At 73.0% G+C, this 11,911-nt stretch carries 16 protein-coding genes; 12 read left to right on the forward strand and 4 right to left on the reverse strand.

Annotation, left to right across the window (positions count from 1 at the left end; genetic code table 11):
* Nucleotides 1–14: 14 nt before the first annotated feature.
* Entirely contained in the window at nucleotides 15–1,133 is a 1,119-nt protein-coding gene (locus ACFV3E_RS23945; protein ID WP_500536479.1) for an SRPBCC family protein, read from the reverse strand.
* 4 nt (nucleotides 1,134–1,137) lie between these two features.
* Nucleotides 1,138–1,938: a histone protein gene (locus ACFV3E_RS23950; protein ID WP_500536480.1), complete on the reverse strand. Its 801-nt coding sequence runs from the start codon at nucleotides 1,936–1,938 to the stop codon at nucleotides 1,138–1,140.
* A 211-nt stretch (nucleotides 1,939–2,149) separates the two neighbouring features.
* Here ACFV3E_RS23950 and ACFV3E_RS23955 point away from each other — a divergent pair, with 211 nt between their 5' ends.
* Genes ACFV3E_RS23955 through ACFV3E_RS23990 form a run of 8 tightly spaced genes read left to right on the forward strand, consistent with a single transcriptional unit; the run spans nucleotide 2,150 to nucleotide 5,770 of the window.
* Nucleotides 2,150–2,389 (forward strand): gas vesicle protein GvpO, encoded by a 240-nt coding sequence (locus tag ACFV3E_RS23955; protein ID WP_500536515.1) that lies wholly within the window; start codon nucleotides 2,150–2,152, stop codon nucleotides 2,387–2,389.
* A 27-nt stretch (nucleotides 2,390–2,416) separates the two neighbouring features.
* Nucleotides 2,417–2,893 carry a gas vesicle structural protein GvpA gene (locus tag ACFV3E_RS23960; RefSeq protein WP_500536481.1) on the forward strand — a complete coding sequence of 159 codons (477 nt, stop codon included), beginning with the start codon at nucleotides 2,417–2,419 and terminating at the stop codon, nucleotides 2,891–2,893.
* A 2-nt stretch (nucleotides 2,894–2,895) separates the two neighbouring features.
* A complete protein-coding gene (locus ACFV3E_RS23965; protein ID WP_500536516.1) occupies nucleotides 2,896–3,609 on the forward strand; it encodes a GvpL/GvpF family gas vesicle protein in 714 nt (237 codons plus the stop codon).
* A gap of 15 nt (nucleotides 3,610–3,624) precedes the next feature.
* A complete protein-coding gene (locus tag ACFV3E_RS23970) occupies nucleotides 3,625–3,879 on the forward strand; it encodes a gas vesicle protein GvpG (protein ID WP_018559348.1) in 255 nt (84 codons plus the stop codon).
* A 14-nt stretch (nucleotides 3,880–3,893) separates the two neighbouring features.
* Complete coding sequence (locus tag ACFV3E_RS23975; RefSeq protein ID WP_500536482.1) at nucleotides 3,894–4,343, forward strand: gas vesicle protein; 450 nt, start codon at nucleotides 3,894–3,896, stop codon at nucleotides 4,341–4,343.
* Entirely contained in the window at nucleotides 4,336–5,163 is an 828-nt protein-coding gene (locus ACFV3E_RS23980) for a GvpL/GvpF family gas vesicle protein (RefSeq protein WP_500536483.1), read from the forward strand. Before ACFV3E_RS23975 ends, ACFV3E_RS23980 begins: the two co-directional genes overlap by 8 nt.
* Nucleotides 5,160–5,375, forward strand: coding sequence for a gas vesicle protein (locus ACFV3E_RS23985; RefSeq protein ID WP_500536484.1), 216 nt, complete (start codon nucleotides 5,160–5,162; stop codon nucleotides 5,373–5,375). Before ACFV3E_RS23980 ends, ACFV3E_RS23985 begins: the two co-directional genes overlap by 4 nt.
* Complete coding sequence (locus ACFV3E_RS23990) at nucleotides 5,372–5,770, forward strand: gas vesicle protein K (protein ID WP_500536485.1); 399 nt, start codon at nucleotides 5,372–5,374, stop codon at nucleotides 5,768–5,770. Before ACFV3E_RS23985 ends, ACFV3E_RS23990 begins: the two co-directional genes overlap by 4 nt.
* A gap of 25 nt (nucleotides 5,771–5,795) precedes the next feature.
* Here ACFV3E_RS23990 and ACFV3E_RS23995 read toward each other — a convergent pair whose 3' ends face one another.
* Nucleotides 5,796–6,560, reverse strand: coding sequence for a YqjF family protein (locus ACFV3E_RS23995; protein WP_500536486.1), 765 nt, complete (start codon nucleotides 6,558–6,560; stop codon nucleotides 5,796–5,798).
* A gap of 198 nt (nucleotides 6,561–6,758) precedes the next feature.
* On the opposite strand from ACFV3E_RS23995, the gene ACFV3E_RS24000 reads away from it, so the two are divergent.
* From ACFV3E_RS24000 to ACFV3E_RS24015, 4 genes are all read left to right on the forward strand, one after another.
* Complete coding sequence (locus ACFV3E_RS24000; RefSeq protein ID WP_500536487.1) at nucleotides 6,759–7,190, forward strand: ATP-binding protein; 432 nt, start codon at nucleotides 6,759–6,761, stop codon at nucleotides 7,188–7,190.
* 170 nt (nucleotides 7,191–7,360) lie between these two features.
* Complete coding sequence (locus ACFV3E_RS24005; RefSeq protein WP_500536488.1) at nucleotides 7,361–8,572, forward strand: PP2C family protein-serine/threonine phosphatase; 1,212 nt, start codon at nucleotides 7,361–7,363, stop codon at nucleotides 8,570–8,572.
* On the forward strand, nucleotides 8,535–9,149 hold the full coding sequence (locus tag ACFV3E_RS24010; protein ID WP_500536489.1) for a class I SAM-dependent methyltransferase: 615 nt from the start codon (nucleotides 8,535–8,537) through the stop codon (nucleotides 9,147–9,149). The genes ACFV3E_RS24005 and ACFV3E_RS24010 overlap by 38 nt, the downstream gene beginning before the upstream one ends.
* Before the next feature lie 49 nt (nucleotides 9,150–9,198).
* Nucleotides 9,199–9,795 (forward strand): ferredoxin, encoded by a 597-nt coding sequence (locus tag ACFV3E_RS24015; protein ID WP_500536490.1) that lies wholly within the window; start codon nucleotides 9,199–9,201, stop codon nucleotides 9,793–9,795.
* Nucleotides 9,796–9,921: 126 nt separating this feature from the next.
* Here ACFV3E_RS24015 and ACFV3E_RS24020 read toward each other — a convergent pair whose 3' ends face one another.
* On the reverse strand, nucleotides 9,922–11,727 hold the full coding sequence (locus ACFV3E_RS24020; RefSeq protein WP_500536491.1) for a S8 family serine peptidase: 1,806 nt from the start codon (nucleotides 11,725–11,727) through the stop codon (nucleotides 9,922–9,924).
* Nucleotides 11,728–11,911 lie beyond the last annotated feature (184 nt).

Genomic DNA, 11,911 nt, shown 5'->3' on the forward strand with positions numbered 1-11,911 from the left:
GGAGTGACGGGGCGTCAGCGGCGCGCGCCCTCGTACTCTTCCTCGTCCTCTTCGTCGTACTCCTCGTCCTCGTCCTCCGGTTCGTCCTCATCCTCCGGTTCTTCTTCGTCCTCGGCGTACTCTTCGTCCTCCTCTTCGTCCTGCTCGTCTCCCTCCTCGTCTCCCTCCTCTTCTTCTTCCTCTTCTTCGTCCTCGTCCTCGGGGTAGCCCTCGTCCTCAGGCTCTTCCTCTTCCTCGTCCTCGGGGTACTCCTCTTCGCCCTCCTCGGCTTCCTCCGCCTCCAGGGCCTCCTCGTGCGTGCGGACGACCTCGCCGTCGCGGATCTCGCCGCGCCAGCCCTCTGGTTCCTCGTTGGTGAGTGAGACGTACCGCTGGAAGTGCTTGAAGTCGAGCCGCAGACGGCGGCCTTGCGCTCGCCAGATGTTGCCGGTCTTCTCGAACAGGCCGGAGGGGTAGTACTCGACGACGAGGACGATGCGGGTCAGGGACGGCGCGAGCTCGTGGAAGCTGACGCTGCCGCGCGTGGTGCCCTTGGCGCCGTCGGAGTGCCAGATGATGTGCTCGTCGGGGACCTGCTCCACGACGGTCGCCTTCCAGCCGCGGGTCGACGGGCCGACCTTGACCTTCCAGTCGCTCGACGTGTCGTCGCCCTTGGAGACGCTGCGGACGCCCTTGGTGAAGGCGCTGAACTTCTCGAACTGGGTCCAGTGGTCGTAGGCGAATCGGAGGGGGACCCCGACGTCCAGGACCTCGACGATGTTCGTCACCTTCTGCGTACCGGACTTGCGGCCCTTGCCCTTGCCGCCCAAGAGCTGTTTCGCCTTGTCCAGGATCCCGCCCCCGCCCCCGTCCCCGCCGCTGCCGCCGCCGAACGCCTGTTTGGCCCTGTCGAGCATCCCGCCGCCGATGGCCTTGAGGGGAGAGTCGCCCTGGAGGATGCGCAGGCCCGCTTTGGGCAGGACGCCGCCGTTGTCGGCCACGTCCTGCAACTGGCCGGTGAGGTCGGCGACTTTGTCCCCCGCCTTGTCGGCCAGGTTCCCCACCTGGGCGCCGAGGAAGTTGGCGAGTTCGTCGCGCAGCTGATCCAGGCCGGAGGCCTGGCCGTTACCGGTGTCCTGTGCCGTCCTGGCCATCGGGCTACCTCCGCCGTGTGGACGTCTTCTTGGCCGCCGTCTTCTTCGCCGGGGCCTTGCGCGCCGTGGTCTTCCTGGCGGGCGCGGAAGTCTTCTTCGCCGTGCGCTTGGCCGGTGCCGCGGTCTTCTTGGCGGCGGCGGACTTCTTCGCGGGCTGTGCCTTCTTGGCGGGTGCCTTCTTGGCCGTCGGCCTGCGCTCCGGTTTGCGTTCCGGCCGTGGCTGCCGGCGCTTCGCGGCGCGGCGCCTGGGCGGTTCCTCCTCGCCTTCGTCCTCCTTTTCCTCCTCTTCCTCGGGCTCCTCTTCCTCGGGTTCCTCGTCCTCGGGCTCCTCTCCCTCGGGCTCCTCGTCCTCAGGCTCCTCGTCCTCAGGCTCCTCTCGCCTCCGGGAGGGACGACGGCGCTTGGGGCGGGGCCTCTCCGCGGCCTCCTCTTCTTCCCCCTCTTCCGGTTCGTATTCCTCTTCCGTCTCCTCTTCCTCGCCGCCTGCCTTCTTGGCGCCGATCTTGGCGGTGCGGTCGTGCAACACGCCCGCCAGGTCGGCCAGCTTGCGGTCCGCCGCCGACGTGAGGGCCTTGCGGCCGGCGTCCATCAGCTCGCCGCGCAATTGCTCGTTGAGGTCGGCGATCTGGGGGATGTCCTGGAGCTTGCGAATACCCTCGGTGACCAGTTGTTGCGGATCGAGTCCGGCACGGCGACCTGCGATAAACGTCGCCATCGCGAAGGCGAGCCGCCCCTTCTTGGCGCGACCGAGCACGTAGCCACCGGCAACAGCGGCGGCAAGAGCGATCTTGGTCGTGTCCTTCATCAGTCGTTCCCTTCGGAAAGCGACCCGTCGCCGCACACAGGGGTGGGGGTGTATATGCTGAAATAGTACGTTTCTTAGTGGGGGTGGCGCTCCTCCGGAACCGGAGAACGGGATGGCCGCAAGCGACAGGAACGCCCGGAGCAAGGGCACCGGGCGCGGCCGGGACGGCGAAGGTGCCCAGCGGCCGCGCAAGCGATCGGCCGCCTGGGCCATGCGTTCCGCGGCCGAGCAGCTCTTCGAACTCCTGGGCCGCAGGCCGGAGTCGGTCTCGGCGGTCAAACCCGTCGACGAGGGCTGGGAAGCGGACGTCGAGGTGCTGGAGTTGGAGCGCGTGCCCGAGACCACCAGCGTGATGGCCACTTACCACGTGAAACTCGACGAGGAGGGAGACCTGGTGGCGTACGAACGCACCCGCCGTTACACGCGGGGGCAGATCGACCGGCGCTTCTGAGACGACGAGGTGCTGAAGGGAGGCGCCATGACCGTGGTGCCGCAAGGTGGCGGCAGTATCTCCCGGGGCGGCGGGACGGGAAGCCTGTACGACGTCCTGGAGCTCATCCTGGACCGAGGACTCGTCATCGACGTGTTCGTCCGTGTGTCCCTGGTGGGCATCGAGATCCTGAAGATCGACGCCCGCATCGTCGTGGCCAGCGTCGACACCTATCTGCGCTTCGCCGAAGCCTGCAACCGCCTCGACCTGGAGTCCGGCCGGAAACAGCCCACCCAGCTCACGGACCTCGTCGGCGAGATCACCGAGAGCGGCGCGAAGGGCAAGTCGAAGGGCGCGCTCTCCGGTGCCGTGGAAGCCGTGACCGGCGCCCTGAAGGGCGGCGACGAGGACGAGGAGGACGAGTACGAGGAAGAGCCCGAAGAGGAGGAAGCGGAGTACGAGGAGGAGCCCCGGCAGCCGCGGCGCAGGAGCACCGGGCGGGCTTCCCGGCGGGAGAGGGAATGACCATGGCCGTCTACGTCTACTCCATCACCGCGAAGGACCACCCGTTGCGCCTGGACGGCCTCACGGCCGTCGGCGGATCGGACCAGGAGTTGCGCACGGTGACGAATGCCGAGCTCTCCGCGGTCGTGAGTGAGGCCCCCGAGGACCTGCGTCCCCGGCGCAGGGACGTGCTCGCCCATCAGGAGGTCCAGGAACGGCTGATGGCCGACGGTGCTGTGCTGCCGCTGCGCTTCGGCTTCACGGCACCCGACGAGGAGGCCGTGAAGGCCGTACTGGAGGACCGGGCGGTGGAGTACCGGGAGCAGCTGAAGAACCTGCAGGGCTGCGCCGAGTACCACCTGAAGGTCTCGTGGGACGAGGACTCCCTGCTGCGCCGGATCCTGGAGGAGAGCGACGAGGCACGCCGGCTGAACGAGGAGATCCGCGGCGGAGCCGCGTCCCCCGACATGCCGCTGATGCTGGGCGAGCTGCTCGCCAACGAGGTGCAGGCCCGCCAGCAGGCCCTCGGGGCGGGCATCGTCGAGGCGCTGCGCCCCTTCGTCCGGGACGATGTGGCCTCCGCGCCGGGCGGACAGGACTTCCTCAGCGTCTCCTTCCTGGTGGACGACAGCAAGGAGGAGATGTTCCTGGCCACCCAGCTGAGCCTCGCCAGCCAGGTGGGCGAGGAGTGCGACTTCCGGCTGCTGGGACCGCTGCCCCCGTACAGCTTCGTGTGAGAGGGAGTGGCCCCCATGGGACTGTTCACCCAGATCGTCACCCTCCCCCTGGCGCCGGTGCGCGGGGTGGGCTGGGTGGTCGAGCGCGTACTGGAGGCCGCCGAGCAGGAGTACTACGACCCCGAGCCCGTCGAACGCGAACTCGCCGCCCTGGAGAAGGAACTCCTCGCCGGACGGATCGACGAGGAGACCTTCGAGGCCCGCGAGGAGGAACTGCTCGACCGCCTCGACGAGATCGCGGCCTTCCGGCGCGGCGAGCCCGCGCCCTGAGACGAGGTGACGCAGTGACGGATTCCCCGGCGGGCCGGCTCGGCTCGTACCCCACGAGGGCCGCTCCCCAGCCGTACGCCCAAGGGCAGGGGTCCTCGGCCAACCTGGCGGACATCCTCGAACGGGTCCTGGACAAGGGCATCGTCATCGCCGGCGACATCCAGATCAACCTGCTCGACATCGAACTGCTCACCATCAAGCTGCGGCTGCTGGTGGCCTCCGTCGACAAGGCCAAGGAGATGGGCATCGACTGGTGGGAGCACGATCCGTCGCTGTCCTCCCGTGCCCACGGGGAGAGTTCGCTCGCGCAGGAGAACCGCCGGCTGCGCGAGGAGATCGAGGCGCTGAAGGAAGGGCGGGAGCTGACGGACACGCCGCGGGGCAGCGTGGCCTCCCGCCACCGCACGCGGTCCTCCTCGGCGACGCACCGCCGTGGCGGCGATCCCGGGACGGACGATGGATGACCGGGTCAGCTACGCGTACGCCGTGCTGCGCGGCGGCGGCGTTCCGGAGGGCGCCCTGGACGCGCTGACGGGCGTCGCCGGGGCACCGGTGCGGCTCGTGACGTCCGGTCCGCTGGCCGCGGCCGTCAGCCCGGTGCCCGCCGCGGACTTCCGGGAGGACGCCCTCCGCCGGCACCTGGAGGACCTGGACTGGCTGGAGGCCGTCGCCCGCGCCCACCACACCGTCATCGAGGCGCTCTCGGCGCACACCACCGTGCTGCCCCTGCGGCTGGCCACCGTCTACCTGGACGACGCACGCGTCCTGGCCGTGCTGCGGGACGACGACGCGGCGTTCACGCAGGTCCTGGAGCGGCTCGCAGGACACCTCGAATGGGGGGTCAAGATCTACGTGGAGGCCACGGCGGCGGCTGCGTCCGCGGGCGCCGCCGGTACCGGCGCCGGCGCCGGCGCCGGCGAGGACCTCAGCCCCGGCCGCGCCTATCTGCGCGCCCGCCGCGCCCAGCGGCACTCCCGCGACGAGGCCTACCGCGCGGCGGAGGAAGCCGCCGCACGTGTCGGGACGATCGGCCGCGAACTGGCCACCGGGCACGCCCGGCACCGCGTGCAGCAGGGGCAACTCGCCGCCGACGCGGGGGAGAACGTCCTCAACGACGCCTTCCTCCTCGCGGACGAACGGGCCGAGGCCTTCCGCACCCGCGTCCTCGCCGCCGGCGAAGGACTGCCCGGGGTGCGCGTCGACGTCACCGGCCCCTGGGCCCCGTACTCGTTCGCCGCCCTCCCCGACGCGGACGTGGCGGACGTGGCGGACGCGCCGGCATGACCGCCGCCGACCGGGCCCCCGAACCTCTGGCGGAGCGTCAGGTGGCCCTCGTCGACCTGCTCGACCGCCTCCTGAGCGGCGGCGTCGTCCTCACCGGCGACGTGGTGCTCTCCATCGCCGACATCGACCTCGTCCGCATCTCCCTGCGCGCCCTGATCGTCTCCGTCAGCGAACGCAACCCCTCCCCGTGGGGCCCGGAGCCCGGCCCATGACACCCCCGGCACCCCCCGGCGACGACCACCCCCCGGACCGTCTCGGCGAGGTCGCCGACGCCGCCGCCCGCGCCTTCCGCCTGCTCCCCGCCGTGCCGCGCGACAGCCCGTCCCCCCACCCCGCGCGCCGCATCAGCACCGACCCCGACACGGTCGAACGCGACCTGATGAAGCTCGTCCTGACCCTCGTCGAACTCCTCCGCCAGCTCATGGAACGCCAGGCGCTCCACCGCGTCGACGCGGGCGACCTCACCGAGGAGGAGGAAGAGCGCCTCGGCGCCACCCTGATGATCCTCCACGACCGCATGACAGGGCTTTGCACGCAGTACGGCCTGTCCATGTCCGACCTCAACCTCGACCTCGGGCCCCTGGGCACGCTCCTCCCGCCCGACTGAGCCGCGGTCCCGGATCCCGCGGACCTCAGGGCGTGGGGATGCCGCCCGGGCGGGAGGGGCGGCCGAAGCGGACGGGGACGCCGGGGGAGTACAGGACGCTGACCGGGGGGCCCACGGGGGCGGGGAGGCCCGCGGCCGTGATCAGGCTCTCGTCGCAGTCGAGCAGTTCGGCGCGGTGGAGCGGCCAGCGGGGGTGGGAGTTCGGCAGGTACAGCTGCCGCTCGAAGAAGGTGTTGTGCAGACCCCAGCGCGCGGTGAGGAAGTGCTCGAGTTCGGTCGGTTCCGCGACGGGCTCGCCGACGCGCACGGTGATGCGCGAGTGCGCCCCGCGCGGCCCCGGCCAGCGGCGCGTGCTGCTGTACGTGAGGGTGTCGCCGTCGCGGCGGATCGCCATCCGCGACCACAGGTACGGCAGGCGGAACGCGGCGCGCGCGACCGCCACCGGTATCAGCCGGGACGCGTCGAGCGACCGGAAGACGACACCGCGCCGCCCGTGGGCGTCCACGGAGTACAGCCGGACGTTCGTCTCGGGGAAGGTGCCCAGATAGGGCACGCCCGGGAGGCGGAACCAGCCGACCCGGTGCATGCGGAAGGCGACGAGGCCGACGTAGGTGAAGCCGTCGAGGGTGTCGGGGAAGGTGCCGGCCGGCAGGAGCGGCGCGATGTCGGCGGGGTCGGCCGCCCAGTGGAGGAAGGCCAGGTCGAGCCACGACTGGGTGAGCAGCGGGCCGGCGGCGACGTCGGGCGGGTCCGCGGTGATCGGTTCGGGGGTGGTCTGCGGGGGCGGCACGCGACCAGCATCGCAGACGGGTCACGGGCCTCCGGGAGCCGCTGCGCGACCGCTGTGACACGTGGGGTTCAGGAGGTCACGGCGGGGTACACCATGTGAGCGGGTGCCGGGGCCCCGCATCCGTTGGGGACGGACCGGGGGCCCTTCCCCATACCGGTGACGCTGCGGAGCAGCCCTTCGGCGTGGGGAGTGATGGACATGACGCACTGGTACGCCACCCCGTCATCGGCCGGCCGTACCGACGTGTACGTGTGCGAGCTGGAGCACCGCGCCGTGGCCGTGGCCGTCGCGCGACGCACCGCGCGCACCGTGCTGACCGGCTGGTCGGTGCCGGAGGAGGCCGTCCACGACGCCGTCCTCGTCGTATCGGAACTGGTGACCAACGCCGTGGAGCACGCGCTGCCCCCGGTCGCCCTGCGCCTGCGCCGCGGCGAGGTCGACGGCACGGCGATCATCCGCGTCGAGGTCACGGACGGGGGGCCCGCGCCGTGGCACGGCGCCTGGGCCGCCGGCCGCGGCCCCGGCGAGCACGGCCGTGGAGCCGCCATCGTCGACAGCCTCGGCATCGGGTCCGGCGTCGGTACCCGCAGCCGTGGCGGCGGGCGCTGGGCGGATCTGCTGGCCGCCTGAGCCCCCGGAAAGCGCCCGTGGGTCTCCCGCCCACACCTCCGGACGTCGGATGATGGATTCTCGTACGAGAATTTTGTCCGGAAGAAAACGAAAAGCCCGTATGTTGAGTCGCGCAGAGCGAGGGCTTGTCGTGGTCGCACCCGCCCCGGGTGCGGGAAGGGAGGACCCGCATGGAGCTCGGGTCCCGTCTCTCGGCGATGCAGGATCCCAACGGATCGGGTTGCAGGGTCTTCCTCGCCGTGATGTTCGCGCTCATCACGGCGGTGCCGGTCGCCGACCACTTCCTCCCGAAGGACATCCACCTCGCCCACGTGCTGGTCATCCCGGTCGCGCTGGCCTCCGCGTTCGCCGGAGCCGTACGCGGCGCCCTGGCGGGACTCGCGGCGGTGCTCGCGCTCGTCGCCGCGGGCGCCGAGCGGCACACGCTCCTCACCGAGAACGTCCTCCTCCAGCTCGGTTCCCTGGTGCTGCTCTCCTTGCTGCTCGTCCTCATCAGCGCCCTGCGCGAGCGCCGCAGACGTGAGCTCGCCGAGCTGCGCGAGGTGTCCCAGGCGACCCAGGGCGTGGTGCTGCGGCCGCTGCCGCGCCAAGCCGGGCCGGTGTCCATCGCCACGGCGTACCGCAGCGCCGGCGACGGTGACCGCATCGGCGGCGACCTGTACGCCGTCGCCCGCACGGCGCGGGCCACCCGCCTGCTCATCGGCGACGTGCGGGGCAAGGGACTGGGTTCCATCGGCGACACCGAGACCGTCCTCGGGGCGTTCCGCGCCTCCGCGCACCGGCAGGCGCCCTTGGCGGAGCTGATGGAGTTGCTGGAGGGCAGCGTCCGCTGGGAGCTGACCCAGGCGTGGGACGAGCCGGGCGAAACCGACGTCGTGGAACGCTTCGTCACCGCCGCTGTCGTCGAGATCCCCGACGACGAGCCGTACGTGCACGTGGTCAGCTGCGGCCACCTGCCGCCGATCCTCCTCCACGACGGAACCGTCACGACCCTCGACGTCCCCGAACCGGCGCCCCCGCTGGGCCTCGGTGGGCTGACCGGGAGCAGCTACGCTCCCACCACCTTCACCTTCGCCCCCGGCGACCGGCTGCTGCTCTACACCGACGGCGTGACCGAGGCCCGGAACGGCGACGGGGAGTTCTACCCGCTCATCAGCCGGGTCGCGGAGTGGGGTGACCGGCGCCCCGACCAGCTCGTACGGGAGATGACCGAGGACCTGCTGGCCCACGTCTCCGCCCCGCTGCAGGACGACATGGCCGTCGTCGCGATCGTGCGCGACGCCCTGGGAGGACCGCCACCGCATGCACGGGCCCACGCCGGAGCCGACACGGCAGCGGACGCCGATGAGCCAGGCGTTCGACCTGCTGGCCGCGGACTATGACGACGACCATCACGACGCCGTCGCCGCGGCCCTGATCGAGCTGGCGGACCCCACGCCGGTGGACCGGCGGGTGGCCGACGTGGCCTGCGGCACCGGGGCGGTGGCCCTGACGCTCGCCCGCTCCCGTTCGTCCGCCGACCCCGCGGTGCTGGCCGTGGACGTCTCCGCGGCCATGATCGCCGCGGGCCGGGCCCGCGCCGAGCGCATGGCGGCTCCCGGGGCGATCGACTGGCGGGTCGCGGACGCCGTGCCCCTGCCCTGCGCCGACCGTGCGCTCGACCTGGTCCTGTGCGCGTCGTCCCTGCACTTCCTCGGTGGGCGGGCCCTCGCCGACTGGCGGCGCGCCCTGCGGCCCGGTGGCCGTGTCGGGTACAGCCTCCCCCTCGCGTCCGGCTTCCGGGCCTCCGGCCCCTTCGCGTCGCTCGTCGCACGCGACCTGCCGCTCCCGGTGACGGCACGGGACGCCGCGGACCTGGCGGTCGCCTCGGGCCTGCACGCCCCGGTCGCCCGCGTCGTCCGGATCGGCGACCGCGCCGTCGCGCTGACCGTCGCCCGCACCCCCGGCGCGGTGTCCTGACCGTCCACACGCGATACTCGCTGCCGTCGACGGAGGGGGAGGAGACGCCGTGCACGCCCACTGGGATCCGCTGCCCACGGCCCGGCGGCTGCTGGCCGCCGAGGAGCCGGACCGGGAGGTCTTCACCGGCGTCTGGGCCGACCGCAACTGGCGCAACGTCCCCGGCCCCTTCTACGGCGCGGCCACCGACTCGATGGCGACCGGCCGGCTCGACGCCCCGCGCCACATCGCCTACGACGACGACCTGGGCGGTGGCTTCGGGACCGAGTTCGTCTTCCGCCAGCCGGTGGACGAGGCCGAGACGGAGGCCCTGGTCGCGGCCGCCCGCCTGGAGCTGTACAGCGGATACGGCTGGGACGGCGACGAGCACTGGACCCCCGACCTCGTCCGCGCCTGGTGGCGCGACCGGGGCCGGGTCCGTGAGTGGGCGGTGGCGATCGCGGCCGACTGGGGCGCCGACGCGCATCCCGGCTGGGGCGACAACGCCGCGCTCAGGTACCGGCCGCACTATCAGGACGCCATTCGCGGCCACCGTGACTTCGTCGCCTACCTCGACGACGGTCTGGAGACCTATCTGCGCGGCTACGTCCTCTGGCTCGACCTCCGCCGTCCCCGCCGTCGCTGGGAGGCCCTGCCGCGGCTGTGAGCCCGCCCGGACGCCACGTACGGCGCGTGGACGAGCAGCGGAACGATGCGCACGCGCCGGCGGGGCGTGAGCGGGCGGTGGTCCGGGAGACGGGACCGGACCACCGCCCGGTGCGCGGGGCGCGTCTCAGTTGGGGGAGGGCGAGCCCGTCGCCAGGGGGTCGGCGGACGCGTCGAACGTCGCCGCCGTCGAGGCGGCGAGACCGAGCGCGGTCGGGGCGTCGGGCAGCCCGGCGCCGACGCGCAGCGGTTCGGTGACGGGCAGCGGCCGGCTGGCGCCGCGGAGCAGGGCCATCAGCTGGTCCGTGCGGGCGGCGCCGCGGGGGTGCGGCGTCGCCCGCAGCTGCTCGTGGTGGGCGAGCAGCAACGCGGCCAGCCCGGTGAGATGGGCCGCCGCGATGGCGGTGCCCTCGGCGACCGTGTAGGTGGCGCCGAGCGCCGTGGTGACGATCGCGGTGCCGGGCGCGGTGAGGTCGACGCCGGGCCCGGTGGGCGTGAAGGGCGCCGGGTACGGACCGGGCCACGGAGGCTGGGTGGCGGCCGCAGGGCTGTCCGGCGGGTAGGTGCCGGTGTGCGCGAGGGCGCCCGCGGCCAGCACGGTGGGCAGGGCGGCGAGCGGACTGAGCGCACCTGAGGTGTCGCCCGCCGGGGCGATGACGGCGATGCCCGCCGCGTGCGCGTCCATCAGCTTCCACGCCGCCAGCTGCGAGGGCTGGTCGTAGGTGACGTTGATCTGCGCGACGTCGATGTCGTGGGAGATGCAGTGGTCCACCGCGCGCAGCAGGTCGGCGACGCGGCCGCCGGGGAACAGCTTGAGGGCGTGCACCGTGGCGTCCGCCGCGATGCCGGTGACCCCGGTGCGGTTGTCGGCGGCGGCCACGATCCCGGCGCAGCGGGTGCCGTGCCCGGTCGCGTCCGTCCGCCAGCCCGCGTCGTCGGCGGCGGGGGTGAAGTCGGCGCCGGAGCGGACGGTGTCCTTCAGGTCCGGGTGCGAGGTGTCGACGCCGGAGTCCAGCAGGGCCACGGAGACGCCGTGGCCGCGGTAGGTCGGGGGGATCTCGTGCAGGCGCATCGCCTGCCAGCCCCAGCCGGTGAGCGGCCGGTCCGGGAAGCCCTCGAAGGTCTCCGCCAGGGAGCGGACCACCACCTCCACCTCGGCGCCGGACAGGGTGTCGTCGTCCGGGAATGGGCGGCCGGTGCGCACCGGCCAGTGGTCGCCCGCCGGGCGCACGTACAGGGACCGGAGGGTCGCCGGGGTGTCCGCCGGCAGGACGAGCTGCGCCCGGCCGTCGGCGCCGGTGACGGCGTACGCCGTCGCGCCGGTGCCCGTCGCCCACACCTGCGCGTCGGGTACGCCCTGACCGCGACTCGTCACGCGCACCGTGATGCGCGGCGGCTCCTGGAGGGTGACCTCCATCGCCGGGTCCACGGCCCAGGCGGCCGGCCGCCCCGCGGGGGCCGGCGCGTAGGCGAGCGGCTGGTCGGCCTCGACGACCACCTGGGGGTTGGCGGCCAGCGCCCGCGCACGCTCGTGGGGCATCGTCACCACGGCCACCGGGGGGCACACCGGGTGGGGTTCGGCGATCGCCTCCAGGCCGCGGGAGCGGGAGGGGTGCACCTGGGCGACCACCTCCACCTCCGGATCCTCCTCGAGCAGCGTGAACAGCGCCGAGGCCTCGACGGGCGGTACGCCCGCGGTCAGCCAGGGGCCCGGCCGGGGCGCCACCAGGTACCGGCCCCAGCCCGCGCGGCCCGGGTGCCCGGCGTGCGTCCCCGCCATCCCCATGTAGTGCTCGGGGCCCTGTTTCGTCCCGCCCGGTCCCGTGACCGGTCCGTTCGCCCCGCCGGCTTCCGATCCGGCACCGGGCTTGCGGCCGCCCTTGGCGCCGCCGTGTCCCTTCGCCATGCCGCCGTTGCCCTGCTGCTCACTCATCACGCTTCCGCCTTCACCGATCACCTTGCGTTGGACCACACCGCGCCGCTGCCGCGGCCGGACGGCCCGGTCCGGCGGGGCGGGCCCCCGGGGCGCCCCCCCCCCACCCCTGCGCCCGGCCCTGTACGACGCGCTGATCGGACTGATCATCAAAGGCGCCCACACACCGGGCCAGCACCAGGTC

Source organism: Streptomyces sp. NPDC059718 (assembly GCF_042733315.1).
In the GTDB taxonomy this organism is placed as follows: domain Bacteria; phylum Actinomycetota; class Actinomycetes; order Streptomycetales; family Streptomycetaceae; genus Actinacidiphila.

Excerpts from the sequence above, each read along its gene's own strand:
- ACFV3E_RS23955 (WP_500536515.1), top strand. The coding sequence starts at position 2,150 with ATGCGTTCCGCGGCCGAGCAGCTCTTCGAACTCCTGGGCCGCAGGCCG.
- ACFV3E_RS24010 (WP_500536489.1), top strand. The coding sequence starts at position 8,535 with ATGAGCCAGGCGTTCGACCTGCTGGCCGCGGACTATGACGACGACCAT.
- ACFV3E_RS23950 (WP_500536480.1), bottom strand. The coding sequence starts at position 1,938 with ATGAAGGACACGACCAAGATCGCTCTTGCCGCCGCTGTTGCCGGTGGC.
- ACFV3E_RS23985 (WP_500536484.1), top strand. The coding sequence starts at position 5,160 with ATGACCGCCGCCGACCGGGCCCCCGAACCTCTGGCGGAGCGTCAGGTG.
- ACFV3E_RS23980 (WP_500536483.1), top strand. The coding sequence starts at position 4,336 with ATGGATGACCGGGTCAGCTACGCGTACGCCGTGCTGCGCGGCGGCGGC.
- ACFV3E_RS23965 (WP_500536516.1), top strand. The coding sequence starts at position 2,896 with ATGGCCGTCTACGTCTACTCCATCACCGCGAAGGACCACCCGTTGCGC.
- ACFV3E_RS24005 (WP_500536488.1), top strand. The coding sequence starts at position 7,361 with ATGGAGCTCGGGTCCCGTCTCTCGGCGATGCAGGATCCCAACGGATCG.
- ACFV3E_RS24000 (WP_500536487.1), top strand. The coding sequence starts at position 6,759 with ATGACGCACTGGTACGCCACCCCGTCATCGGCCGGCCGTACCGACGTG.
- ACFV3E_RS23960 (WP_500536481.1), top strand. The coding sequence starts at position 2,417 with ATGACCGTGGTGCCGCAAGGTGGCGGCAGTATCTCCCGGGGCGGCGGG.
- ACFV3E_RS23945 (WP_500536479.1), bottom strand. The coding sequence starts at position 1,133 with ATGGCCAGGACGGCACAGGACACCGGTAACGGCCAGGCCTCCGGCCTG.
- ACFV3E_RS23990 (WP_500536485.1), top strand. The coding sequence starts at position 5,372 with ATGACACCCCCGGCACCCCCCGGCGACGACCACCCCCCGGACCGTCTC.
- ACFV3E_RS23970 (WP_018559348.1), top strand. The coding sequence starts at position 3,625 with ATGGGACTGTTCACCCAGATCGTCACCCTCCCCCTGGCGCCGGTGCGC.
- ACFV3E_RS24020 (WP_500536491.1), bottom strand. The coding sequence starts at position 11,727 with ATGAGTGAGCAGCAGGGCAACGGCGGCATGGCGAAGGGACACGGCGGC.